The organism is Thalassospira sp. ABL2_045 (assembly GCF_056161285.1).
The window spans coordinates 110,764-136,841 of sequence record NZ_JBSWYV010000008.1; the positions used below are offsets into that span (position 1 = coordinate 110,764).

The window sequence follows — 26,078 nt, forward strand, 5'->3', positions numbered from 1 at the left end:
TGATGAAACGCGATATGAAGTTTAAAAATCCGATGCCCAAGCTTAATAAACCCGTCGCCTTGGATGGCGTGATCCTGGCGGCCATCATTGCCGGTTTGATCGGGGTGACCATCACCGGCGGCTATACCCAATTCGTCATCGGCCTTGTCGCCATCACCACGGTTTTGTGTGTTGGGCTGAACGTTTTGTATGGCCTCACGGGGCTCGTGTCGCTGGGGCAGGTCGGCTTCTTTGCCATTGGTGCTTATGCCAGTGCGATCCTGACCTTGGCCGGGCTTAACTTCTGGCTTTCGTTGGTTGCTGCCACCGTGATTGCCGGATTGGCGGGCTGTGTTTTGGCACTGTCGGCGGTGCGGATGGCCGGACCGTTTCTGGCCATGGTGACGATTGCCTTTGCCTTTATTGTAGAGCATGGCGCGATTGAATGGCGCGCACTGACCGGCGGGCAAAACGGCCTGATGGGCTTCCCGATGCCCGAACTGTTTGGCTATATGTTTAGCGAACGCGATCTTGTGATGCTGTGCGTTGTTCTGGCCGGGATCGCGCTGTTTGCGTTCCGCCGTCTCGCGACCAGTGGCTGGGGCATGGCAATGACCAGCATGCGCGATGCCGAAATCGCTGCCAGTTCGCTGGGCTATAATGCCTTTACCGTCAAGGCAACCGGCTTTGCGATTGCCGCGGCCATGGCCGGTCTTGCCGGGGCGTTGTTTGCACCGCTGATGATGTTTATCGCGCCGTCAAACTTCCCGCTCAGCCAGTCGATCCTCTATCTGTTTGCCGTCATTCTGGGCGGGGCCGGCACGGTCCTGGGCCCGCTGGTCGGCGCCTCGGTGTCGGTTCTGTTGCCCGAACTTCTGGCTGATTTCGCCGAATATCGCCTGCTGATTTTTGGTGGTCTTTTGATCGTCGTTCTGTTGATCGCACCGCGTGGCATTGTGGGTGTGATCGAACGGTTTATCCCGCTGACCAAGCGTGGGGTGACCGCCACCCCGGCGAGCGAGATCGAGGCAGGTTTAAAAGCCTACGCCAAATCCGATGGTCTAGTGGTTGAAAACCTGTCGATTGCCTTTGGCGGGGTGAAGGCGGTCAATGATGTGTCCTTTACCGCCAAGCCGGGCGATGTCACCTCGATCATCGGCCCGAACGGGGCGGGTAAAACCACACTTTTGAACATCATCAGCGGTTTTTACAAACCGACCGAAGGTATGGTGCGCATCGGCGAGCAGGACATCGCTGGCAAGCCCACCGATTTTGCCGCGCGCAATGGCATTGCACGCACCTATCAGGCGACACGTTTGTTTGAAAACATGTCTGTGATCGATAACGTCATTGCCGGACTTCCGGTCGGCCGATTTGGCAAACCGTTCAGCGCGATTGCATCAGATGCCAACCGCAATCATGCGGCCGGACTTCTGGCCTTTTGTGGCTATCACGGCGATATCGATGCCCGTGCCGGTGATCTGCCGCATGTCGATCGCAGGCTGGTGGAGATTGCCAGGTCCCTTGCGACCAAACCCGGTGTCCTGTTGCTTGATGAACCAGCCGCGGGTCTGATGCATGCCGACAAGGTGTCACTGGCCAAATTGCTGCGTCAACTGGCCGATGCCGGAATTACCGTGGTGCTGGTCGAACATGACATGGAAATGGTCATGGGCATTTCCGATCAGATTCTGGCGGTTGATGCCGGAACCCCGATCATCTTTGACACGCCCCAAGCCGTGCAAAAAGACCCGCAGGTCATTGCCGCCTACCTTGGCGACGGGGAAATGAAGGCGCGCCCACGTCCGATCCCGTTTGAAGCCGGGGACTCCCCGGTGATCGAAACGCTGCGTCTGACCGCGGGCTATGGCGCGGCCCCGGTTCTGCATTCGGTTGACCTTAAAGTTCGTCAGGGCGAAATGGTCGCACTGCTCGGTGCAAACGGTGCGGGAAAATCGACCTTCCTGACCGCACTGTCCGGATTGCTCCGCCCCGTGGATGGCAAGATCGTTCTTAATAACGAATATATCCATGACCTTGCCCCGCATCAGATCGTCGAGCAGCGTCTTGTTCTGGTCCCCGAAGGCCGTCAGGTCTTCCCGGAACTGACCGTGCGTGAAAACATCGAACTCGGGGCCTATAAGCAACCCAAACCGGTCAGCGCGGACGAGCTTGAAGCCATCTTGACCCGCTTCCCGCGTTTGCGCGATCGCATCAACAGCCCGGCTGGTCTTCTGTCCGGGGGCGAGCAGCAAATGATGGCGATTGCCCGTGGTCTGGTCGCCAAGCCAAAGGCGCTGTTGCTCGATGAGCCATCGCTTGGCCTGGCCCCGGCCATGGTCGAGGAACTTTATGCCATTTTGGGCGAATTGCGCGATGAAGGTGTCACCATTCTTCTGGTGGATCAGATGGCAACCATGGCGCTTTCGGTCGCCGATTACGCCTATGTCCTGGAACAGGGGCAGGTGGTCGCCAAGGGCAAGGCCGCAGATTTGCGACAGGATGAACGCCTGATTGCCGCCTATCTGGGTGGCGCAGAACAGGGCGATAAAAGCCCGGAACAAGGAGCACAAGAGAATGCTTGATTATCTGGTGAGGAACGCCTGCCTGCCTGGTGAGACCACGCTTGTCGATCTTGCCGTCGCGAATGGGAAAATTGTTGAGATTGCCCAATCGATTGCCGGCGATGCGCCAAGCTTTGATGCGGGCGGCCAGCTACTGAGCGCGGGCTTTGTTGAAAGCCACATCCACCTTGATAAGGCCTGCATCCTGGATCGTGCCAAAAACGAAACCGGCACTTTGCAGGGTGCCATCAGTGCGGTTGCCAATGCCAAAAGCGGCTTTACCGAGGATGACATTTATGCCCGTGGTGCCCGAGTCATCGAAAGGGCGATTACCGAGGGCACCAATGCGGTACGCACCCATGTCGAGATTGATCCGGGCATTGGTCTTGCCGGCTTTAACGCCATCAAGCGGCTTAAGGCCGACTATGCCTGGGCGATGGATATCGAGATTTGCGTGTTTCCGCAGGAAGGGCTTTTTAACTATCCCGGGACCGAGGAACTTCTGCGCGAGGCGCTTGATAACGGTGCCGATTTGCTCGGCGGCTGTCCTTATATGGATACTGATCCGAATGGCCAGATCCTGCGCCTGTTTGAAATGGCACGCGAATATGATGTCGATCTGGATTTCCATCTGGACTTCGATCTTGATGCCAGCTGGCGTCATCTTGATGAAGTCGCCAAACAATCCATCGCCTTTGGCTGGCAGGGCCGGGTGATGATCGGCCATGTCACCAAACTGTCGGTTCTGCCCAAACCGGAACTCGACAACACCATTGCCATCATGCGCGATGCGGGGATCGGCTTGACCGTGCTGCCGGCAACCGATCTTTTCCTGACCGGGCGTGACCATGATCATTCGGTGCCATGTGGTGTCGCCCCGGCCCACAAGCTTTCTGAGCATGGCGTTTGCTGCACCATTGCGACCAATAATGTGCTTAACCCGTTCACGCCCTATGGCGATTGTTCGCTGTCACGAATGGCAAATCTTTATGCCAATGTCAGCCAGCTCGCGACCGAGGCCGAACTTGAAAACTGCTTTGGCATGGTGTCCGACGCCCCGGCAAAACTTCTCGGCCGATCCAACAAGATCGCGGTTGGCGAAGCGGCAAGCTTCATCGTACTGCCCGCGCAAAGTCGGGCACAGGTTGTGTCGGAAATCAGTCGCCCGATCTGGGGCATGAAGGATGGCCGGGTAACGTTTGAGCACCCTGCTGCAAAGCTTATTAGGCCATAAGTCAGACCAGCGAGAAAGGGCAGCGAATGTGCTGCTCTTTTTGTCGGAAGTTGGGTTTTGGAATGGTTGGATTGCATGTGAAAGCAAAGCGGGCGTAATCGAGGACGTCAGTTTTTGCGTGATTTTCGCGCGGATCGGGGGAAATTCGATTCCTCATATCGCGTAAATAGTCCATTGTTAGCGCTAGCAATACGAGATGAATGCGCGGAAATAGGGCCATTCCGGACAATGGATCAGTTTGATTTGCGCCTGCTTGAACTGTTACAGGTGAACAGTCGCCAAACGGGCAATGAGTTGGCCGAGAAGGTCGGCCTGTCGCCTGCTGCCTGTCTGCGGCGTGTGCAACGGTTGCGTGAAACCGGCGTGATTGAGCGTGACGTTGCTGTGGTTTCGCCCAAGGTGTTTGGCAAAGGCATGACGGTGATGGTTCTGCTGACCATGGAACGCGACCGGCCAGATCGGTATGATTTGATGCGCGCGGCGTTGGTAAACATGCCGGAAGTCGTGCAATGTGACCATGTCACAGGCGCGCATGATTTCGTTTTGCGCGTACAGGTCGCCGATATGGAAGAATATAGCGCCTTTGTCGAGCGGGAATTTCATGTTCCCTATGTCAAACGTTATGAAAGTCTGGCGGTTCTGGGGTCGCTGAAATAGCACCACAGGGGCTATTTGGTTGTTCATTTAAAATGAATAACCAAGCCCATTATTCAGTATTGGTGAAAAGTCAGACAGCAGGCACAAGCCCACGATGTGACCCATATTGGATGCCGCTTTAATCCTCATACAATTAAAACGGCTTCCAAACCGGAAACCCGACATGCACGTTTCGTCATGCCGGGATGGTTTTTTCCGATGCATCGAACAGATGAACATCGCTTGAGGCAAAATACAGCCCGACCGTGTCGCCCTCGGCCGCATCGGAATGACCGACAATACGGACGGTGAACAGGCCGACATCAGGTACATTAACATAGGCAAAGCTATCCGAGCCGAGATGTTCCATGACATCAATCTGGCCGGTCAGGATCGCCTTGTCGGTGTCAGTCACATCACAAAGCACCATATGTTCCGGGCGAATGCCCATCCTGGTGGCCCCATCTGTATTGCGGGCAATATCGGACGTCTTGCCATTGCCAAAGGTCAGCGACGTGCCACTGCCGGTGCAATCGACTACATTCATTTTCGGGGAGCCGATGAACTGGGCAACAAACAGGTTGCCCGGATGGCGATAGAGATCAAGCGGGCTACCGACCTGTTCGATCTGACCGGCCTGCAGCACGACGATCTTGTCCGCAAGCGTCATCGCCTCGACCTGGTCATGGGTGACATAGATCATGGTCGCGCCAAGTTTCTGATGCAGGCGGGCGATTTCAAGGCGCATCTCGACACGCAAGGCGGCATCAAGGTTGGACAGCGGTTCGTCAAACAGGAAGGCCTTGGGTTCGCGGACAATCGCACGGCCAATGGCGACGCGCTGGCGTTGGCCGCCCGACAGGGCCTTGGGTTTGCGATCCAGATAGTCTTCAAGTTTCAGGGTCGCGGCAGCTTCATCGACCTTTTGGGTGATTTCGGCCTTGGGCATACCCGCCACGGTGAGCGCAAAGCCCATATTTTCACGCACGGATTTATGGGGATAGAGCGCATAGGACTGAAACACCATCGAGAGTTCGCGTTCTGCCGGTGGTTTGCCAGTGACATCATCGCCATCAATCATGATCTGGCCGTCGGATGCTTCGACAAGGCCCGAAATCAGACGTAAAAGCGTTGATTTACCGCAGCCGGACGGCCCGACAAAAATCACCAGTTCGCCCTCATTTATCTGAAGATCGATCCCCTTGATGACATCAATCCCGCCAAATGACTTGCGGATGGCTTTAAGTTCGATCTGGCCCATTTTATGTATTCTCCTGATCTGCGGTGCCGGTTTGCGACAGATGTCCGGCGACGGGCAAACTTTCGGGACGGGAGGCCCAGTAAAGCGACATGGATGCCGTCCACGAGAAATCAGTGCCCCCGCCGCCACGGCCGGTTACCGGGCAGAAATATTCACGATAATCGGATTGGTCGATAAGTGCCTGTGTATCGATGCGGATACGTTCGGCAAGGCTGTTTTCGCCATGTTCGATCAGACCCGTGGAGATCATCCAGTTGATCATGGCCCAGACAGGCCCCCGCCAATATCGGATCGAATCAAACAGTTCATGGTTCGGGTCAAAACTGGGCACGCCATGCTTAACCGTTGAAAGCCAGCGTGACAGGGTTGATGCCATCTTTTGGGCCCGGATTTTCTCGACCTGGCCGGCGAATAGCGCAAGCCAACTGCCCGATGTCAGCGCGGTTGCATGTTCATTTCTTCTGAGATCAAGGGTGACGTATCCGCCAACAGCCTCAGACCAAAGTGCTTCAAACCCGGCATCAAGACGGGCAAGGCGGTCTTTGGCGCGGGTTGCGATATCATCAAGTTCCAAAAGTCTGGCCATCGTGATCAAATCGCGTTCGGCGCGCCGCAGGATTGCATTCATTCCCGGTTCAGCGACCCAAAACGGACAATCACGCGCAATCACCTGCGGGTCCCAGTTGCAATCGCGTCCGAACTTTACCAACGACATATAGTGGTCGTAGTCATCTTTTTTCGGGCGTTCGTCTTTGTTGACGATGTCCGTGTCGCGCCGGTGATAGGTGCCGACGCCGGTTGTATCGATAAAGGACAACGGGCGATCCCAGTCCGGCAGGTTGTCACGTCCACTTTCCCAGGGGTGCATGTTTGCAACAACACCGCGGCCATCGGGATCACGGGCATCAAGGAACCATTGATGCCAGCGATCGAGTTTGGGCAGAAGTTTTGCTGCGCGTTCGCGGTGGGCGTTAATATCTTCGGCCAGAAGGCGTTCGATCACGGTCGCGGCAACAGGGGGCTGTGTAATGCCCGATGTTGGCGGGTTATCGGCAATATCTTTTGTGCCCCATTGTTCTGGGCCGGGGAAATAGCTTTTTTCTTCCTTCCAGAAAATGATGTGGGGCACCATGCCGTTGTCCCATTGCGCAGACAGCAGGCTTTCGACTTCTTGCCAGGCGCGGTCGGGATCAAAGACGGAAAATCCAAGCGCGACCAGTGCGCTGTCCCAGTTCCACTGGAACGGATAAAGCTTTGCACTTGGTACCGTATAGCCGCCGCGATCATTGGCCAGAAGGATTTCGGCGGCACGTTTGTTCGTGCCCGAAAGCTGATCAATCGACATGGTCATCCCTTTACACTCCCGGCGGTCAGGCCCTGAACGAGGAAACGTTCGAACCACAGGAAGATCACAAGGATCGGTACCGTTGCGATGACGGCCCCGGCCATCAGATGCTGGCGGGGAACTTCCGATGAGTTCAGCGATACGACCCCGCGTGACAGGGTAAAGATGTCGGGATCGTCAAGGAACATGAAGGCAAAGAGGAACTCGTTCCAGGCAATCATGAAGACGTAAAGCGATACCGATGCCAATGCAGGCAAGGCCAGTGGCAGGGTGATTTTCACGATCACGCCAAAGCGTGACAGACCATCCATCAGGCCTGCTTCTTCCAATTCTGCCGGAAGTCCGCGGAAGTAGCCCTGCAGCATGTAAAGTGCGACGGGAACCGTCGTCGCGGGATAGACAATCAACAGACCAACCACGGTGTTGCGCAGGCCAAGCTGGCTGAAGACGGCATAAAGCGGGATGACCAGAACGATCATCGGCACGAGATAGATCAGCAGGACCGAGCTTGAAAGAACGGTCTGACCCGGGAATTTCAGACGCGCGACCGCATAGGCCCCGGGGATCGAAAAGGCCAGCGTGATAATGACCGTCGACACCGAGACGATGGTCGAAATCAGAAGGAACCGGCCAAAATTAAATTCGGTAAACAGTTCGACATAGCTGTCAAACAGGCTGGCTGCGCCCTGGCTCAGATTGATCGACAGATCAAGCGGGTTTAAGAACAGCTCCTGCTGGTTTTTCAGGCTGGTCATAACCATCACATAGAACGGCAAGACAACAATCACGCTGAAAAACACAAAGCCGAAGCCCTTGAGAACACGCACGATCACAAGATCAATGCTGTAGCGTTTGAGCATGCCCGAATGGATGTCGATCAGGACCGCACGGTTGGCAAAGGTCACGGCCAGCGCGATCACACCGACACCAAGTGCCTGAATGGCAGAGCTTTGTGAAAACGCCAGACTGAACGGTGCGCCGAATGACATCAGCATCATGGCAATGATCACGGATGCGAAGGCCACCAGATACAGCCCCGGTGTGCGATCAGACGGAGCGCGCATCATGATGACAGCCGCGTTGACCGCCCCGCCCAAGGCACCGGCCGAAATGATCGGCGTTGCCGGAAGGCCGGTGATCAGCGTCAGCGAAATGCCAGTGATGGCAACGGCAATCGCACCCCACAAAAGACCGGACAAAAGGCCAAGAAGAAGACCCGTACCAATACGCATCACGAATCCTCCCGATGGACGAACTTGAAGTAAAATACTGCAAAGATCAGAAGCAGGATAAAGATCGCAACCGCGACCGCAGCCCCCGCACCAAGATTTGAAAGGGCAAAGCCCTGCTCATAGACATCAACGGTCAATGTCCGTGTGCCTGCCGCACCACCGGTCAGAAGGAAGATGTCGTCGAATTTGTTGAATGTCCAAATGAAGCGCAACAGGAACAGGGTGGACAGAATGCCCAGAAGTTGCGGCAGCGATATGTGCCAGAACTGTTGAAGCGGGGTGGCGCCATCAACCTCGGCGGCTTCGTACATGTCAGATGAAATCGACTGCATGCGTGCCAGAATGAACAGGAAGGAAAGCGGGAAATAACGCCACGCTTCAAAGGCAATGACAGTGGCCAGAGCCAGCGGGAATTCAATGGTCAGTCCGAAAACATCGATTGGCAGTGCGCGCTGACCAAAGAAATTCACCCCTTCATCCGCAAGGTTCATGCGCTGTAAAATCGCATTGAATGTGCCGTTGAACGGATCAAGCAGGATCACCCAGGTAAAGGCGACCGCGATCACAGGTGCGACATAGGGAAACAGAAACAGGCCGCGAAGGATGGAACGTCCGGCAAACGGTTTGTTGAGCATTTGGGCGGCAAACAGCCCCAAAACCAGCGCGCCCAGAGTACCAAACACGGTATAGGCGAGGGTCACCCACAAAACCGACCAGAATTCGCGGGAATCAAAAATCCGTGCGAAGTTTTCGAGGGTAAATTCGCTGTTGGTCAGGATGTTTTCGGCGTTCCCGGTAACCGTCGGTTCACTGTCACGCGGTGATACCGGATTGGCAGCAAAGCTTTCATCTGCAATGGCGGTGAGTTCAAGACGGGTGCGTTCGCCTGCTTCAAGCTGATCAAGCGTGCAGCGCACATCCGGTCCATTTACCTTACATGCAGGGTCATCTGTGATGATGGTGACGCCAGGAGGAAGAGTATCAATCAGGACAATATCGGTGATGTCACCTTTGCGCGATGAATTTCGTATCCTGTACTGAATGCGAAATTCCTGCCCGGCGACATCCATATCCCCGCGCACACGTTCGGAAACCACCGGTGTCGGTGGGCGCAGATCAGAGAGTTTGACCGGCTTGACCGAAATCCAGAAGTTGGCAAGCAGCGGAAACAGCACAACGCCCATGACGATCAGAAATGTCGGGGCAAGCATCCAAAGGGCCAGCCGTGCTTCGCGCCGGGCCATCGGCCCCAACTTTGATTTCCGCTTGGGCGGAGGGGCCGTTGCGGACGGTGTCTTTGTGCTTTGGGGCGTGGTCATCGTCTTGCCATCCGTTCTGAAAATCCGAAGTCCGGGGCACCGGTATTGTTGGGTGCCCCGGATACAAGGCTGTACGTCGCTTATTCGATGGCGGCGATTTCTTCGTTGATCAGGTCAGCCGTGGCTTCTGCGTCACGTTCGCCGTCGATATATTCACGAACGTAGCGGTTGATGACCTGACTGTTGATGATGCGCGATGCCAACGAAAGCTGACCTTCGGCAACACCCCAACGGTTTGCGGTTTCAAGACCGGAAACGATGTCGGTGATGACTGCCGGATCATAAAGTTCCGACAGCGGCTTTTTGCGATCGACGCCAACCGGCAGGGTCGACCATGCTTTGACGAATTTTTCCGGGTCATCGGCTGTGCCGTGACGGACCGGGAATTTGCCTTCTGGTGCGATGGAAAGCGTGCTGGTGTAGCCTTCATCAAGCGAGAATTTGACAAATTCTTCGGCGGCATCGGTATCGGCATCATTGGTAATGCCGAAGTAACGAATGTCACCCCATGCCGCACCATCCGGATTGGACGGGCCCATCAGGCGGGTCACAACACCGGTTTTGGAGGCCAATTCATCAGAGGTCGGATCATCATTGATGGTGGGGGGGGCACTGTCACGAAGACCGGCCAATTCATCAAGGATGAAGGGTGACCAGATGATCATTGCTGTCTTGCCAGCGAAATAAACCTCGCGGGACTGTTTCCAGTACAGGTCACCGGGCGGGGATGCTTCGGCGATGGATTTATAGAATTCCAGTGCCTCGACCAGTTTGTCCTTGTCAAAGCCAACCGAACCATCCGCGGAAACCGGGGTTGCACCGTTGGCGAGGAAAACATGTTCAAGCACCTGACTCATGAAGTTTTCGTCGATCTTGGTCGCGGCGACGAAGCCATACATTTCGGGTGGATTATGCAGCGCATCAAGCGCCTTTTGGATGTTGGCATAGCTGTTGGGGGCCTCGAGGCCTGCTGCATCAAACAGATCCTTGCGGTACAGAACCATCTGCGTCCAGCCATCTGACGGCACAGCAGCCACTTCGCCGTCAAAGTCGGCCATCGAAAGAGCTGCCGGTGCAAAGGTATCCTTGCCCAAATCCATAACAACTTCGTTGTTGGCTTCGGTATCAAGGATGCCTGCTTCGGACCAGGGCAGAACATATTGCAGGGTCAAATAGATGACGTCTGGCAAATCACCAGCGGCATAGGCGGCCGTGGCGCGCGTGCCCAATTCTGACTCTGTGACCGGGATGACTTCAACGGCGGTGCCTGTTTTGGCTTCGAACTGCTTGGCCATTTCTTCTTGTTTGGCCAGGCGTTCGGGTTGTTCTTCGGTGGTCCAGAAACGCAGTTGCGCACTGGCGATGCTGGTGGAAATCAGCAGGCCCGCGGCAGCAAGCGTTAAAGCATGCGTAAACCTTGTTTTCATGAGGTGCCTCCCTTGGCATTGGCGGCCAGCTTTAATGCTGGCGGGTTGGCTGACCCACGGACGGTCAGCGATGCTTCCCACAGAATTTGGGAAAATTCGGATGCAGGCGCGTTGGCCTGCGAAACAACGATCCGGCCTACTTCGCGGCCGATCTCATAGCTGGCCTGTGCCATTGTGGTCAGACCGGGGTGAATGGCCTCACCCATTGGCAAGCCATCAAAACCAATGACGGAAATATCACGCCCGACCGTGATCCCGGCATGGGCAAGTGCATGAATGGCACCAATTGCGACAGCGTCGGTGACACATAAAAGGGCCGTCGGGCGGTCGGGGTGTTTGAGAAGTTCGGTCACCGCATCGCGTGCGGCCATTTCATTGGTGATGCCGTCATGAAGGTAGCCTGGCAAAACAGGGCAGTCGTGTTTTCGGGCCGCAGCCAGATATGCCGCGCGGCGTTGCCAGGCATAGTTCAGTTCCGGATCGCCCCCAAGATAGGCAATCTTGCGATGCCCCAGACCAGCCAGATGATCCATCGCATCGGCAAATGCCTTTTCATTATCGATATCAAGCCAGGCGTAATCGTCGCAGTTTTCGGTGCGCCCCTGTACGACAAAGGGCAGGTTGGCTGATCTGAGGAAATCGACCCTTGGGTCCTTGCGCTTGGTGCGTGCGATCACGAAACCACCGACCTTTCCCGATCGGATCAATCTGTCCATGACTTCGACTTCGTCATGGCCTTCGGGAACGGCTGCGACCAGCAAATCCCAGTCAGAAAGCGCAAGTTCGGTCGCCAGACCATCAAGAATTTCAGCCAGAAACGGATCAATCTGATGGCCATCGCGGGCCGGTAAAACAAAACCGACGGTCTCTACGACACCGCGTGCCAAACGACGCGCTGTCGTAGACGGGCGATAGCCCAATTCATCCGCGGCCTTGCGGACCCGTTCGATGGTTTTCCGGGCAATGTCGGGATAATTGTTCAGGGCGCGTGAAACGGTTCCTTCTGACAAGCCAAGATGCTTTGCCAGTTGGGCAATAGACACAACCTTACGGCTTTGCTTAACCCGCGACACGGAACCTCCCTTATGCTTTTTCATCATCTTGTTGATGATGTTGGCTGTTTCCGAAACCGCTTTCGGAAACGTTCGAAACGCTATACGAAACCGCTTTCGGTTGTCAAATTGTTGATTTTGAATGATTTAATTTTGCACCGCGAGATGGGCCGGGCGCCATTCCTAGGGATGGGATTGTTCCAAGGGGAATCTTGGTTGTTGCGCGGGTTAAGGGCGGTTATCAACCAAACGCATAGGCGATATTTTCTGTATCCTGTTGCGACGCACACTGTCAACGAACAGGCACCCAAAAGGCGCGTTCTTGACCAGCAGGTCAGGACTCGGCACAAAAAATGGCGGGCCAAACTATGTATGGCCCGCCATTTTACGTATTATATCAGGATATACGCCGCTTAGCTGAAATCGAGTGCGCGGTCGCCATCGGCATCCTTGATACGGGTCGGAAGACCCATGCCGTTGAGCAAGTTCAGGAACGGTTTGGATGGCAGGTCTTCGACGTTTGCCATTTTCTTCACATCCCATTCGCCCGTGGCGATCAGCATGGCCGCCGCAACTGGCGGCACACCGGCGGTGTAGGAAATGCCCTGGCTGCCGACTTCGATGTAGGCGTCTTTGTGGTCGGCCACGTTATAGATCAGGACTTCGGTTTCCTTGCCCTCCTTGGTCCCCTTGACCAGATCACCGATGCAGGTTTTTCCGGTATATTCCGGGGCGAGCGAGCTCGGGTCCGGCAGGCAAGCCTTAACGACCTTGAGCGGCACGACTTCCTGACCTTCGGCGGTGGTGACCGGCTTTTCCGACAGCAGGCCGATATTGTTCAGGACCGTGAAGACATTGACGTAGTGATCGCCAAAGCCCATCCAGAAACGGACATTTGGTACGTCAAGGTTCTGGGACAGGGAATGGACCTCGTCATGGCCGGTCATGAAGGTCTGGCTTTCGCCGACAACCGGCATGTCCCAGATCTTTTTGATCTCGAACATCTTGTTCGCCTGCCACTTGCTGTCCTGCCAGGAATAGACGGTGCCGGTGAATTCGCGGAAGTTGATTTCCGGATCGAAGTTGGTGGCAAAGTATTTGCCGTGGCTACCGGCATTGATGTCGATGATGTCAATCGAGTCAATCTTGTCGAAGTAGTCTTCGACGGCCAGCTTGGCATAGGCGTTCACAACGCCCGGATCGAAACCGACGCCAAGAATGGCGGTGGTGCCAGCAGCTTCGCATTCTTCGCGGCGCTTCCATTCATAGTTGGCATACCATGGCGGGTTTTCGCAGATTTTGTCCTGCTCTTCATGGATGGCGGTATCGAGATACGCCACACCGGTTTTGATGCAGGCCGACATGACCGGCATGTTGATGAAGGCAGACCCGACATTGATGACAATCTCGACACCGGTTTTTTTGATCAGGGCGACGGTTGCGTCGACATCGGTGGCATCCAGTGCGTGACCTTCAAGAACGCCGGGGTTTTTGAGGTTTTTCTTTTCATGGATGCTGTCGATGATGGACTGGCACTTTGACGCTGTGCGTGATGCGATATGAATATCGCCAAGCACGTCGTTATGTTGTGCGCATTTATGTGCAACGACCTGGGCGACGCCACCTGCGCCGATAATCAGAACATTTTTTTTCATGTCGGGCCAAAAACTCCCCTGTTTTGAGAGGTGGAGCACGTCGTGCTCCGGTTCGCTATGAAAACTGCGCTTTCGTGGTTTTACGAAAGGCTCGAAACGTAGTCGTCAAAGGTGAACTCACGCACAACGCGCTCTGTTCCGTCGAGTTCCCGGATCACGATGGACGGCATGCCGACCCCGTTAAACCAGTTCTTTTTGACCATGGTGTAGCCAGCCGCATCCTGAATGGAGATACGGTCGCCCACCTTGATCTCGTTTTCGAAATCAAATTCGCCAAAGACATCACCGGCAAGGCAGGACTTGCCACAGATCATATAGGGGTGATCGCCGGTATTGGGCAGCACCTTGGCATTTTCGCGATAGATCAGAAGATCAAGCATGTGCGCTTCGATCGAGCTATCGACGATGGCCAGGTTCTTGCCGTTAAACAGGGTATCAAGCACGGTAACCTCAAGGGTCGTGCTTTTCGTGATCGATGCTTCGCCGGGCTCAAGGTAGACCTGCACGCCGAATTTCTCGGAAAACGCCTTAAGCCGGGCACAGAATTTATCAAGCGGGTAGTCATCACCGGTGAAGTGAATGCCACCGCCGAGGCTGACCCATTCAACGCGTGCGATCAGCGATCCGAACTTTTCTTCGATGTCGGTCAGCATGCGATCAAACAGATCGAAGTCTTCGTTTTCACAGTTATTGTGGATCATGAAGCCGGAGATTTGATCCATCACCGCTTCGACCTTGGCGACATCCCATTCACCGAGACGCGAGAAGGGCCGCGCCGGATCGGCGAGATCAAAGCTTGAAGTCGAGACCTGCGGGTTCAGTCGCAAACCGCGCACAATGCCGGATGCCTGATCGGCAAATCGGGTCAGCTGGCCGATCGAGTTGAAGATGATCTTGTCGGCGTTTTCGATGACTTCAGAAATCTCGTCATCGGAATAGGCGACACTATAGGCGTGCGTCTCCTTGCCGAACTTTTCCCGGCCGAGTTTGACCTCATAGAGCGACGAGGAGGTCGTGCCATCCATGTAGTCGGACATGAAGTCGAATACCGACCAGGTCGCAAAGCATTTCAGCGCCAAAAGTGCTTTTGCGCCAGAATGTTGGCGCACATATGCGATCTTTTCCATGTTGCGCAGCAGCTTGGACTTGTCGATCAGGTAATAGGGCGTTGCGGGCATGGGCGGCTCTCTACAACTATGTCACGGGGAATGCGGATGAACTCGGAAAGCGCGATCAGGCTGTCATGATCCGGGTTTTGGCAAAATCACCATCAAGGTGGACCGCACGCGGCGTCTAGTGATCCGCCTGACGGTGCGTCATCCAATAGACGGAGACAGATAAACTGTATTCATTCATCAGATGCCTCCATCTTTTAAGGTGTTGCCAAACTGTGCCTTGCCATCAATCGGCACGGGGCACAGGGATATATCTATTTGCCGCGTCCCAATAGCAGCGCGGGTGGGGGCGGTCAATACTCAATGTCCCCCCAGCATGTTGTGGTTTCATGACGCATTGATCAAGGGGGTAATCGCATTGATTTTGGGGTGCGATTATCCCATCTGTTGATCATGGGCAGCGGGCAATGTTTTGATGTCCCGCCCGAAAACATGAGCCGGATCGCGCAGTGTTTGGGGGCGCGTACGAAGCTGCCAAACCGTGCAGACATTGTTCCGGCGATCGGATGTTAAGGATCAAACCTGACGGAGGAGCCCCATGTCACCTGCACCTGTAAGTGTCGATCATCTTGCTTTTCCGACCCGCGACCTTGAGGCCACCGATCACTTTTATTCCAAGGTGGTCGGCGCAACACTGGTTCACGCGGAAAGTGGTTACAGCCCGTCCTGGAAAAGTGATTATTTGCTGATTACCTTTGCGCTGCCTGACGGGACACGTTTGTCATTCTTTGACTGGCCAGCCGATACCGGGCCCTATCCGAATGATCCGGAAATGCCCGATGATGTGTTTCATATCGGATTACGGTGCGAAACGGCGCGCGATGTCATTGCCTGGCAGAACCACTTTTTCCAGCACAAGATCGTTTACCATAGCGAGGATGACGGTAAATCCCGACGTCTGTTCGTGCGTGATCCCAACGGCATCCGGTTTGAGATCTTTGCATCCGAGCAGGCAAGATCACATGACGACCACGAGGGCAATGCCCGCGCCGTCATCGGCGAGTGGCAAAGCATTTCTGGCGCGTGATGACTGAGACCGCAGGCGTCAGCCTTGTTTGGGATCAATGGTCGGCGCGGGGCCGCTGCTTTGGCGGATAATCAGTTCCGTCGGGATGATGCTTGGGCCATTATCATCTGCGGCAAGCGGCAGTTTGGCGCCAAGACGTTCCAGTAACAGGGCGATCGCCTGTTCGCCCAGTCGGCGGCGTGGCTGACGTACGGTGGTGATTGGTGGATCATAGGCCGCGGCATGTGGAATATCGTCAAAACCAACGACAGACAGGTCTTCGGGAATCCGAAGGCCTTGTTCCTTGGCAGCGACGATCACACCGATTGCCATGCCGTCACTTGAACAGAAAACCGCGGTCGGGCGGGTTTTCGGGTTGGCCAGCAAAGCCCGCCCGGCAGTGATGCCGGAATCAATCGAAAAATCGCCGGTGTAAATCAGATCGGGATCAACCGTGATCCCGGCGGTTTCCAGCGCGCGGCGATATCCGGCAACGCGATCAATGGTCAGGATATTTTTGGCAGGACCCGCAACATGGGCAATCCGGCGGTGGCCCAGGTCGGTCAGGTGGCGGGTCGCAACAAAGGCCGCCTCGTCGTTATCAATGATCACGGTCGGAAGTGCGCAGTCCGGAATGCGTTCGCAGGCAATCACCACCGGCGGGGTGGCATTGGCCGGCGCATTGGCAAACGCAACCGGCAGGCGGCCATTAAGCAGGATCATGGCATCGGCCTGATTACTGCGCAGGTAGGCGGCATAGGTTGCCTCGCGCTCGGGATCGTTTTGCGTGTCGCCGATCAGAACGTTATAGCCCGCCTGGCTGGCACCTTTTTCAATGCCCGACAGAATCGCCGAAAAGAAAGGGTTTCCAATGTCTGGTACCAGCAAAAGGATCATGCCCGAACGGTTCAGGCGCAGGTTCCGGGCCATGACATTGGCGGTATAGCCGGTCGCGGCGATCGCAGTTTGCACTTTCTCACGGGTGTTTTCCGACACCACGTCAGGCTTGTGCAGTGCCCGGCTGACAGTGGCGATAGACACCCCTGCATGGCGGGCAACATCTTCAATCGTCGCGATTTTTTCACTCATGCTTCTTCCTACTTCGCTGGTCCCGGCCTGTCCAGCGGCATTCATTATGTGCTCGTCAGGGGTGATTTTGGTCACTTGAATGGAAATGTAAAGGTTTACATAGAAAATGAAAACGTTTACAGAGGACTCAACGAATGAGTTGATCGCAAAAAATGCGGCGCCAGGGAGGAACTACCAATGACGGATGCGGCCGTTTACGCCGTTAATCCCGGTCCCGACAGACCTGTACGTCTGTCCGGTCGGCAAATCAGCAAGTCATTCGGACCGGCACAGGTGCTTTTTGATGTGTCCATCGATCTGCACGCGGGCGAGGTCCATGCCCTTTTGGGTGAAAACGGTGCGGGCAAATCGACACTGGTGAAAATCCTGTCGGGCTATCATCAGCCGACCAGCGGTGAATTGATCCTTGATGATGCACAGGTCTCTTTTGCCGATAGCGAAGCGGGTGAAAAGCACGGGGTCATCCTGATCCATCAGGAGCTTAACCTTGCCGAACAACTGACCGTTGAAGAAAACATCTTTCTCGGCCGCGAGATCAAACGTGGCTGGTTCCTGGACAAAGCGGCAATGCGGGCCGAAACGGCAAAGCTGATGGATCAGCTGCAATGTGACATTGATCCACGCACGCGTATTCGTGATCTTCCGGTTTCTGATCGTCAGATGGTCGAAATCGCCAAGGCGCTTTCCAAAAAGGCCGATATCCTGATCCTTGATGAACCGACGGCGGTTCTGACCGGGCGCGAAGTTGATATCCTGTTTGATCAGATCCGGCGCCTGCGCGAACAGGGTGTCGCGATCCTTTATATTTCCCACAAGCTTGATGAAATCAAAACGCTGGCCGACCGCGTGACCGTCCTGCGCGATGGTCGCCACATCACGACAGAGCCCGTCGCCGATCTTGAAAAGGATGATATGGCGCGTTTGATGGTCGGGCGTGACATACGCCAGATGTTCCCCGAACGTGCCGTGCCTGATCATACTGATGTCGTGCTGTCGGTGCGCGGGCTTTCGGTTGCCGGGGCTGTGCGCGATGCCAGTTTTGATCTTAGGCGGGGTGAAGTTCTGGGGTTTGCCGGGATTGTCGGTGCGGGGCGCACCGCATTGATGGAAGCCATCATCGGATTGCGCGACCGCGAAAGTGGCGAGATCACGCGCAATGGCGCGCCGGTTAATATCCGCAGTCTTGAGGATGCCAAGAAATCGGGCATTGTCTATTTGACCAAGGATCGCAAGGGCAGCGGGTTGTTGCTCAATATGGATATGCGCCCCAACCTGACCTTGCTCGCACTTGAAAAATTTGGCCGCATTCTGATTGACCGCAAGGCCGAGGAGGCCGCCCTTGAAAAGGCCATCGAGGCGTTTGATATCCGTGCGGCTGATCCCAAAACCAAGGTCGGGGATTTTTCCGGTGGCAACCAGCAGAAGCTTTTGCTGGCCAAGGTTATGGAAACCGACCCGGACATCGTGATCATCGACGAGCCGACACGCGGCATCGATATCGGCACCAAAAGCCAGATTTATCATTTCATCGGCGATCTTACCGATCGTGGAAAATCCGTCATTCTCCTGTCGTCGGAAATGCCCGAAATGCTTGGCCTGTCAGACCGCATCGCGGTGATGGCAGCCGGCCACATTACCGGCATCCTCGAAGGAAACGACCGCAATGAACATGAAATCATGCGGCATGCGACAGGAATTTCAGGCAAGCAGGGAGTGTCTGTTCATGAGTAGCGCAGAGCGCACCAAAACCGCATCATCCGGCGGTTTTAGCATCGACTTCAAGGCGCTTGGGCCGTTTCTGGCGTTGGTTGGCCTGTTCATTCTGGGAACGGCGATCAACGAAGCCTTTTTAAGTGGTGGCAACCTTTCAAACATCTTCACCCGCGCGGCCTTTATCGGGATCATTGCGGTCGGGGCGACCTTTGTGATCACTGCCGGCGGGATTGATCTTTCGGTCGGTTCGATGGCGGCGTTCATTTCCGGTGCGATGATTGTCGTGATGAACGGGCTGGTCGCCACATTGGGGGCCGGGATCGAAACCGTGTTGCTCGGTATTTTGCTGTCCATCGTTTTGGGGATTGGTGCCGGGGCAATCAACGGTCTGGTCAGCACCAAGGGCAAGATCGAAGCTTTTATCGTGACCCTTGGCACGATGGGGATTTACCGATCGCTTGTGACCTATATGGCAGATGGCGGGACGCTGTCGCTTGATTTCGATGTGCGTGGTTTTTATCGCCCGGTCTATTACGGCGATATCCTTGGCATTCCGATGCCGGTCATTGTGTTCTTTGGTGTGGCGGTTGCCGGCTACATCCTTTTGAACATGACGCCGTTTGGCCGCAAATGCTTTGCCATCGGATCAAACGAACAGGTTGCGCAATATTCCGCGATCAATGTCGACCGCATCAAGACCCTGACCTATGTGATCCAGGGGCTGTGTGTGTCGCTTGCCACCATTATTTATGTGCCGCGCCTTGGTTCGGCATCCAGTTCAACCGGCGTGCTTTGGGAACTTGAAGCCATTGCCGCGGTGATCATTGGTGGCACCATGCTTAAGGGCGGCTATGGCCGGATCTGGGGCACGGTCGTGGGTGCGATCATGCTGACCACCATTGGCAATATTCTGAATTTGACGGATGCGATCAGCAACTATCTGAACGGGGCTGTTCAGGGGCTGATCATCATCGTTGCCGTGTTTCTGCAACGCGGGGATTGGCAACGCAAAAAAAGCAAATAACCGGCGACCAACGACCGGAAGAATGTGGAAAATGCATCATTTTTTGATCAGGAGGAGCGTTGAATGAAAACGTTTACAAAGTTTCTGGGGATCGCCTGTGCCTTCGGGCTTGGCGTTGCTGCCACCGGTGCGGTTGCACAGGAAAAGATCAAAATCGGGGTTTCGATCCCGGCTGCGACCCATGGCTGGGCCGGTGGTCTGAACTGGCATGCCGAACAGGCCGAAAAGCGGCTTGAAGCTACCTATCCCAATATTGATGTCATCGTCGTGACCGCGAATGGCGCATCCGAACAGGCCAACGATCTTGAAGATCTGGTTTCGGTTCAGGATATCGATGCGCTGGTGGTTTTGCCGTTTGAATCCGATCCGCTGACGGTTCCGGTCCAGCAGGTCAAGGAAGCTGGCAAGTTCGTCACGGTTGTTGACCGTGGTCTTTCGATCCCGGGGATCGAGGATGTCTATGTTGCGGGCAACAACCCGGAACTGGGCCGTGTCGCTGGTGAATATATGCGTGAACGTCTGAATGACGCCGGCAAGATCGTTGTCTTGCGCGGTATTCCGACCACGGTTGATACCGAACGTGTGGACGCGTTTGTTGAAACCCTTGAAGGAACCGATATCGAAATCCTCGATATGAAACATGCCAACTGGAACCGTGATGACGGCTATGAAGTGATGCAGGACTTCCTGTCGCGCTTCCCGGAAATCAACGCGGTCTGGGCACAGGATGACGACATCGCCCTTGGCGTGATCGAGGCGGTCAAGCAGGCCGAACGCACCGATGAAATGTTCATCGTTGGCGGCGGCGGCATGAAGGACATCATCAAACGCGTAATGGATGGTGATGACCTGACCCCGATTGATGTTCTGTATCCGCCGGCAATGATCGCAACCGCGATGGACATCACCGCGATGAAGTTCACGTCAAATGCACCGGTCGAAGGCCGTTATATTCTGGGCGCGACCAAAGTCACCCCGGAAAATGCCGAGAACTTCTATTTCCCGGACAGCCCGTTCTGATCGGACTGACAAATGATGGCACCGGGTGGATAGCTGCCCGGTGCCAGACTGCAACCAATACGCATGCCAATACCCACAAGAACAAACTCAAAGAGGCCCGTGATGAAAACGCTTAAGGGACCGGCACTTTTCCTTGCCCAGTTTGCAGGCGATGAAGACCCGTTCAACAGCCTTAATTCCATCGGAAAATGGGCAGCATCACTGGGCTATAAAGGGGTTCAGATACCCACTTGGGACGGGCGCCTGTTTGACCTGCAAAAGGCGGCTGACAGCAAGGATTACTGTGACGAGGTCAAAGGCACCCTTGCCAAGCATGGTGTTGAGGTGACCGAACTTTCCACCCATCTGCAAGGGCAGCTGGTCGCGGTTCATCCGGCCTATGACGAAATGTTTGATGGCTTTGCAGCCCCTGAGGTCCGGGGAAATCCCAAGGCGCGTCAGGAATGGGCGGTCAATCAGGTCAAGGCAGGGATCAAGGCATCGCGCCATATGGGCATTGATGTTCATGGCACGTTTTCAGGTGCGCTGGCCTGGCCGTATGTCTATCCGTGGCCACAACGCCCGGCCGGGTTGATTGAAACGGCGTTTGATGAGCTTGCCAAACGCTGGACCCCGATCCTGAACGCAGCCGAGGACGTTGGTGTTGATGTCTGCTTTGAAATTCATCCGGGCGAGGACCTGTTTGATGGTGCGACGTTCGAGATGTTTTTGGAGCGCGTGAACAATCATGCACGCGCCAACATCCTTTATGATCCGAGCCACTTTGTTTTGCAGCAGCTTGATTACCTTGATTTCATCGACATCTATGCCGATCGTATCCGGATGTTCCACGTCAAGGATGCGGAATTTAATCCGACCGGGCGTCAGGGTGTCTATTCCGGTTATCAAAGCTGGATTGATCGGGCGGGGCGGTTCCGCTCACTGGGCGATGGGCAGGTCGACTTTGGTGCGATCTTCTCGAAGCTTGCGGCGATTGATTTTGATGGCTGGGCCGTGCTGGAATGGGAATGCGCGCTGAAGCATCCCGAAGACGGCGCGCGCGAAGGGGCGGAATTCATCAAGAACCACATCATTCGCGTGACGGAAAAGGCATTTGACGATTTTGCCGATGGCGGCACGGACCTGTCGGCAAATCGCCGCATTCTTGGTATCGACTAGGCCACCTATCGCAAAACATGAAACGTGCCGCGCACACGGCCAGACTAGATCAGGACTTTGGAGACAGACATGAATACGCAAACATCCCTCGGCCGCCGCCTTCGTCTGGGTATGGTTGGTGGTGGGCAGGGGGCCTTTATCGGGGCTGTGCACCGGATCGCCGCCCGGCTTGATGATCGTTACGAGCTGGTGGCAGGTGCGCTGTCGTCAAAGCCTGACGTCGCGGCCGCCTCGGCAGCCGAGCTGTTCATTGCGCCTGATCGGAGCTATGACAGCTTTGAAGACATGGCCAAACAGGAAGCCGCGCGCGAAGACGGCATTGATGTGTGCGCGATTGTCACCCCCAATCACCTGCATTTTCCAGCTGTGATGACGATGCTTGATGCCGGTATTCATGTGATCTGCGACAAGCCGCTGTGCCTGACGGTGGAAGAGGCCGAACAGATCGAAGCCAAGATTTCTGACACCGGTCTTTTGTTTGCGCTGACCCATAACTACACCGCCTATCCCATGGTGCGCGAGGCGCGCCAAATGGTGGCAGATGGTAAGCTTGGCAATATTCGCCTTGTTCAGGTGGAATATGCCCAAGGCTGGATGGCCACAAGGGTCGAGGACACCGATAACAAGCAGGCCAGCTGGCGCGCCGATCCGGCAAAAGCCGGGATGGGCGGGGCGCTGGGCGATATCGGAACCCACGCCCATAACCTGGCCAACTTTGTTTCCGGGCTTGAGATCAGTGAACTGTGTGCCGATGTCGATGCCATCGTTCCGGGCCGCAAGCTTGACGACAATGTCCAGATCCTGCTGCGCTATGCCAATGGGGCACGCGGCATGCTGTGGGCAAGCCAGGTCGCGGTTGGCCATGAAAATGGTCTGCGTCTGCGGATCTATGGCGATAAGGGCAGCATTGAATGGGGGCAGGAACATCCCAACCAGCTGCTTTTCCGCAAGCTCGATGAACGCCCGGAATTGATCACGCGCGGCGGACCGGGCAACGGTGCAGACGGACAGCGCAATATCCGCGTTCCGTCCGGACACCCGGAAGGCTACCTTGAAGGCTTCGCCAGCCTGTATACAGATTTTGCCGATCAACTGGTTGCGCATCTGAGTGGTGCAAAAATCGACCCGGCCAGCTGTCTTGTCCCGGGTGTCAAAGAAGGTCTCGATGGCATGAAATTCGTCGAGGCCGTCGTGCGATCCGGTCAGGATGGGGCGGCCTGGGTTAAAATGTGAGGGTTCCTCACAATCTGTCAGGCGTATGATTCCGCCGCCTCGAGACTCAGGCAGATTTTGAAATTCAATTTGGTTTTTGGCATGGCCGCTGTCTTTTGATGGCGGCCATTTTGCTTTTCTGACGGGGCCGTCAAATCGCGTTTTTATGAATTAAAACCAGTATATTAACAAACCAAATGCGCGTGTGAAGGTGTTCACGTTTAATCATTGGTTTTCCACGAAGTGAAAAAGACTTGCGGCTTGGTTGATCACCTATTGATGGATTTTCCGTATAGGTGTTTCCTTAGGGTCAGTACCCATTACTTTGATTTGAATGGCAGACGTTATATTTGTGAAATCCAAGGAAAAGCTCGTAGGGCGGGCTGGAGCCCGGCCAAGGGGTTTGACGACGAAGTTTGCAAATATAACGTCTGTCCTTCGGATTAACCGGATTTGCACGGGCTACTTTGTCGTAAAACCTTGAAAGATGCATATCTTCCTGCGGTTTTACTCCGTGTATCCGCACAAATCCGGTCAACCATTCAAACCAAAGTAATGGGTACTGACCCTAGACCATAAAAAATAACATTACTTTCAGGGAAAACACCGGGAGCGTCCGCATGCCCGAGAAGCCAAAGCTTCTGATAACGCGACGATTGCGTGATGCCGTTCAGGCACGCGCCGCGCGGGACTATCAGGTCTTGACCAATGACGAGGATCGCGTTTTTTCACGCGCGGAGCTGATCGAAAAGTGTCAGCAGGTCGATGCTGTCCTGCCATGCCATTCCGAGCATTTCTCGTCCGATGTCATCGCGGAGCTGCCCAAAAGTCTCAAGATCATCGCGAATCATTCGGTCGGGGTCGATCACGTTGACCTGACTGCGGCCAAGGATGCCGGGATTGTCGTGACCAATACGCCCGATGTGCTGTCCGATGCCACGGCCGAAATCGCCATGCTGTGCATGCTGGGTGCTGCCCGGCGCGGGGCCGAGGGTGATGCCATGGTACGGGCCGGTAAGTGGGATTTCTGGTCACCGGCCTTCATGGTCGGTCGGCAGGTTTCTGGCAAACGGTTTGGCGTTTTGGGCATGGGCCGTGTTGGTCAGGTTGCCGCCGAACGGGCGCGCGGATTTGGCATGGAAGTGCATTACCACAATCGCAAGCCACTGCCCGATCATCTCGCCAAGGGGGCGATTTTCCACGACACCATCGAAGATCTGTTTGCGCATTCTGACGTGTTGTCGCTGCATTGCCCGTCGACCCCGGAAACCAAGGGGATCATCAATGCCAAGACCATCGCAATGCTGCCCGACCGGGCCATTCTTGTGAATACGGCGCGAGGTAATCTGGTGGATGAAGATGCGCTGGTGGCGGCACTTGAAAGCGGAAAACTGTTTGCCGCAGGCCTTGATGTGTTTTGCACCGAACCGGGCGGAAATCCGCGCATCAGTGCCTTGGATAACGTCTTTTTGCTGCCCCATATCGGGTCTGCAACAGAAGAAACACGTGATGCCATGGGCTTTCGCGCACTTGATAACCTTGATGCTTATTTTCAGGGAAAAGCACCCGGTGACCGGGTGGCATAAAAGGCGGGGAAACCGCCGGACTAAAGTTTGTTCAAGTCTCTAACAAAAACAAAATGCGTGCCGTTTTTGAGGTCCCGGAACGGGCCAAGCGCATCAAAAAGAATCCCGGATGTCGGGATCAGGGGCTTTTGAAGGCTGACAGTTACCGCGTGTTTACAGGCAATGGGTGTCTGCAGATTGCGGTAAATCTGGGAGGAAATATGGATATGAAAACCAAGTCTGAAGACGTGAAGTCCACGGAAGTATCCCGTCGTTCGTTCCTGACCAAAGGGGCGACAGGGGTGGTCGCAGGCGGTGCTGCGGCAGCAGGCGTTTTTGCTGCTCCGGCTGTTCATGCACAACCGGCACCGATGGTGCTGAAAATGCAGACGTCCTGGTCATCATCCGATATCTGGATGACCTTTGCCCAGCAATATGTTGATCGTGTTGAAGCGATGTCCGGTGGTCGTCTTAAAATCGACCTTCTGCCGGCAGGCGCGGTTGTTGCGGCATTCCAGGTTCTGGATGCGGTCAATGATGGCCTGATCGATATCGCCCATTCCGTGCCGGTTTACTGGTACGGCAAGAACAAGGCCGCATCGCTGTTTGGCACCGGTCCGGTGTTTGGCGGTTCTGCAACCACCATGCTGAGCTGGTTCTATGCCGGCGGTGGTGAAGAGTTCTATCGCGAACTGACCCAGGACGTGATGGGCCTTGATGTTGTTGGTCTTCTTGGCTTCCCGATGCCAGCACAGCCGTTTGGCTGGTTCAAGGGCCAGGTCAACACCGTTGCCGATATCGAAGGCTTCAAGTACCGCACCGTTGGTCTGGCAGCAGACCTTCTGCAGTCGATGGGCATGTCGGTCGCACAGCTTCCGGGTGGCGAGATCGTACCGGCCATGGAACGTGGCGTGATTGACGCGTTTGAATTCAACAACCCGTCTTCTGACATGCGCTTTGGTGCACAGGATGTTGCGAAGAACTACTATCTGTCTTCGTACCATCAGGCATCTGAAAGCTTCGAATTCCTGTTCAGCAGATCGATGCTTGAAGATCTTGAGCCGGACCTGCAGGCGATCCTGCGTCACGGTGTCGAGGCGGCTTCGACCTCGAACACGGCACTTGCCATGGATAACTATTCTGCCGACTTGCAGAAACTGCAGTCCGAAGGTGTTGAAGTCCACCGGACCTCGAAAGACATCCTCGCCGGTCAGCTTGATGCCTGGGACAAACTGATCCCGACCCTTGAGGAAGATCCGTTCATGAAGCGTGTTCTTGATAGCCAGCGCGCCTGGGTTGAGCGCGTGACCTATTATGAACTGATGAACTCGCCTGATTACGTGCTCGCATATGATCACTACTTCCCGGGCAAACTGAAACTCTGATCGCCCGACCGGGTTTAGAGTATTGAT

The 26,078-nt window shown here is 55.2% G+C and carries 20 protein-coding genes; 11 read left to right on the forward strand and 9 right to left on the reverse strand.

Features of this window, described 5'->3' with window-relative positions; translation table 11 throughout:
- The first annotated feature begins 14 nt into the window (after window positions 1–14).
- From ACXAIA_RS12900 to ACXAIA_RS12910, 3 genes are all read left to right on the forward strand, one after another.
- Window positions 15–2,564 carry a branched-chain amino acid ABC transporter ATP-binding protein/permease gene (locus tag ACXAIA_RS12900; protein WP_475349678.1) on the forward strand — a complete coding sequence of 850 codons (2,550 nt, stop codon included), beginning with the start codon at window positions 15–17 and terminating at the stop codon, window positions 2,562–2,564.
- Window positions 2,557–3,777, forward strand: a complete 1,221-nt coding sequence (locus tag ACXAIA_RS12905; protein ID WP_475349679.1) for an amidohydrolase family protein — start codon at window positions 2,557–2,559, stop codon at window positions 3,775–3,777. Before ACXAIA_RS12900 ends, ACXAIA_RS12905 begins: the two co-directional genes overlap by 8 nt.
- A gap of 228 nt (window positions 3,778–4,005) precedes the next feature.
- Window positions 4,006–4,434 (forward strand): Lrp/AsnC family transcriptional regulator, encoded by a 429-nt coding sequence (locus tag ACXAIA_RS12910; RefSeq protein ID WP_475349680.1) that lies wholly within the window; start codon window positions 4,006–4,008, stop codon window positions 4,432–4,434.
- A 175-nt stretch (window positions 4,435–4,609) separates the two neighbouring features.
- Here the strand turns inward: ACXAIA_RS12910 and ACXAIA_RS12915 are convergent, their stop codons facing one another.
- The 8 genes from ACXAIA_RS12915 to nspC all read right to left on the reverse strand — a co-directional run bounded on the left by ACXAIA_RS12915 (window position 4,610) and on the right by nspC (window position 14,882).
- Complete coding sequence (locus ACXAIA_RS12915; RefSeq protein WP_475349681.1) at window positions 4,610–5,674, reverse strand: ABC transporter ATP-binding protein; 1,065 nt, start codon at window positions 5,672–5,674, stop codon at window positions 4,610–4,612.
- A 1-nt stretch (window position 5,675) separates the two neighbouring features.
- The gene (locus ACXAIA_RS12920; protein ID WP_475349682.1) at window positions 5,676–7,025 is read right to left on the reverse strand and encodes an MGH1-like glycoside hydrolase domain-containing protein; all 1,350 of its coding nucleotides are present in this window, start codon (window positions 7,023–7,025) and stop codon (window positions 5,676–5,678) included.
- On the reverse strand, window positions 7,022–8,251 hold the full coding sequence (locus tag ACXAIA_RS12925) for a carbohydrate ABC transporter permease (RefSeq protein ID WP_475349683.1): 1,230 nt from the start codon (window positions 8,249–8,251) through the stop codon (window positions 7,022–7,024). The genes ACXAIA_RS12920 and ACXAIA_RS12925 overlap by 4 nt, the downstream gene beginning before the upstream one ends.
- Window positions 8,251–9,570, reverse strand: coding sequence for an ABC transporter permease subunit (locus ACXAIA_RS12930; RefSeq protein WP_475349684.1), 1,320 nt, complete (start codon window positions 9,568–9,570; stop codon window positions 8,251–8,253). The genes ACXAIA_RS12925 and ACXAIA_RS12930 overlap by 1 nt, the downstream gene beginning before the upstream one ends.
- Window positions 9,571–9,650: 80 nt before the next feature.
- The gene (locus ACXAIA_RS12935; RefSeq protein ID WP_475349685.1) at window positions 9,651–10,997 is read right to left on the reverse strand and encodes an ABC transporter substrate-binding protein; all 1,347 of its coding nucleotides are present in this window, start codon (window positions 10,995–10,997) and stop codon (window positions 9,651–9,653) included.
- Window positions 10,994–12,070: a substrate-binding domain-containing protein gene (locus tag ACXAIA_RS12940; protein WP_475349686.1), complete on the reverse strand. Its 1,077-nt coding sequence runs from the start codon at window positions 12,068–12,070 to the stop codon at window positions 10,994–10,996. The genes ACXAIA_RS12935 and ACXAIA_RS12940 overlap by 4 nt, the downstream gene beginning before the upstream one ends.
- 392 nt (window positions 12,071–12,462) lie before the next feature.
- The gene (locus tag ACXAIA_RS12945) at window positions 12,463–13,704 is read right to left on the reverse strand and encodes a saccharopine dehydrogenase family protein (protein WP_475349687.1); all 1,242 of its coding nucleotides are present in this window, start codon (window positions 13,702–13,704) and stop codon (window positions 12,463–12,465) included.
- A gap of 80 nt (window positions 13,705–13,784) precedes the next feature.
- The gene (gene nspC / locus ACXAIA_RS12950; RefSeq protein WP_475349688.1) at window positions 13,785–14,882 is read right to left on the reverse strand and encodes a carboxynorspermidine decarboxylase; all 1,098 of its coding nucleotides are present in this window, start codon (window positions 14,880–14,882) and stop codon (window positions 13,785–13,787) included.
- A gap of 535 nt (window positions 14,883–15,417) precedes the next feature.
- Here nspC and ACXAIA_RS12955 point away from each other — a divergent pair.
- A complete protein-coding gene (locus ACXAIA_RS12955) occupies window positions 15,418–15,906 on the forward strand; it encodes a VOC family protein (RefSeq protein ID WP_475349689.1) in 489 nt (162 codons plus the stop codon).
- Between the two features lie 18 nt (window positions 15,907–15,924).
- Here ACXAIA_RS12955 and ACXAIA_RS12960 read toward each other — a convergent pair whose 3' ends face one another.
- Entirely contained in the window at window positions 15,925–16,974 is a 1,050-nt protein-coding gene (locus ACXAIA_RS12960) for a LacI family DNA-binding transcriptional regulator (RefSeq protein WP_475349690.1), read from the reverse strand.
- Window positions 16,975–17,151: 177 nt separating this feature from the next.
- Between ACXAIA_RS12960 and ACXAIA_RS12965 the strand changes: the two genes are divergently transcribed.
- From ACXAIA_RS12965 to ACXAIA_RS12995, 7 genes are all read left to right on the forward strand, one after another.
- On the forward strand, window positions 17,152–18,705 hold the full coding sequence (locus ACXAIA_RS12965; protein ID WP_475349691.1) for a sugar ABC transporter ATP-binding protein: 1,554 nt from the start codon (window positions 17,152–17,154) through the stop codon (window positions 18,703–18,705).
- Complete coding sequence (locus ACXAIA_RS12970; protein WP_475349692.1) at window positions 18,698–19,711, forward strand: ABC transporter permease; 1,014 nt, start codon at window positions 18,698–18,700, stop codon at window positions 19,709–19,711. The genes ACXAIA_RS12965 and ACXAIA_RS12970 overlap by 8 nt, the downstream gene beginning before the upstream one ends.
- 63 nt (window positions 19,712–19,774) lie before the next feature.
- Window positions 19,775–20,731, forward strand: coding sequence for an ABC transporter substrate-binding protein (locus ACXAIA_RS12975; protein WP_475349693.1), 957 nt, complete (start codon window positions 19,775–19,777; stop codon window positions 20,729–20,731).
- 102 nt (window positions 20,732–20,833) lie between these two features.
- Window positions 20,834–21,889: a sugar phosphate isomerase/epimerase family protein gene (locus ACXAIA_RS12980; protein ID WP_475349694.1), complete on the forward strand. Its 1,056-nt coding sequence runs from the start codon at window positions 20,834–20,836 to the stop codon at window positions 21,887–21,889.
- A gap of 69 nt (window positions 21,890–21,958) precedes the next feature.
- Window positions 21,959–23,122 (forward strand): Gfo/Idh/MocA family protein, encoded by a 1,164-nt coding sequence (locus ACXAIA_RS12985; protein ID WP_475349695.1) that lies wholly within the window; start codon window positions 21,959–21,961, stop codon window positions 23,120–23,122.
- Window positions 23,123–23,721: 599 nt separating this feature from the next.
- Window positions 23,722–24,687 (forward strand): 2-hydroxyacid dehydrogenase, encoded by a 966-nt coding sequence (locus ACXAIA_RS12990; RefSeq protein ID WP_475349696.1) that lies wholly within the window; start codon window positions 23,722–23,724, stop codon window positions 24,685–24,687.
- Window positions 24,688–24,893: 206 nt separating this feature from the next.
- Window positions 24,894–26,051 carry a TRAP transporter substrate-binding protein gene (locus ACXAIA_RS12995; protein WP_475344568.1) on the forward strand — a complete coding sequence of 386 codons (1,158 nt, stop codon included), beginning with the start codon at window positions 24,894–24,896 and terminating at the stop codon, window positions 26,049–26,051.
- Window positions 26,052–26,078 lie beyond the last annotated feature (27 nt).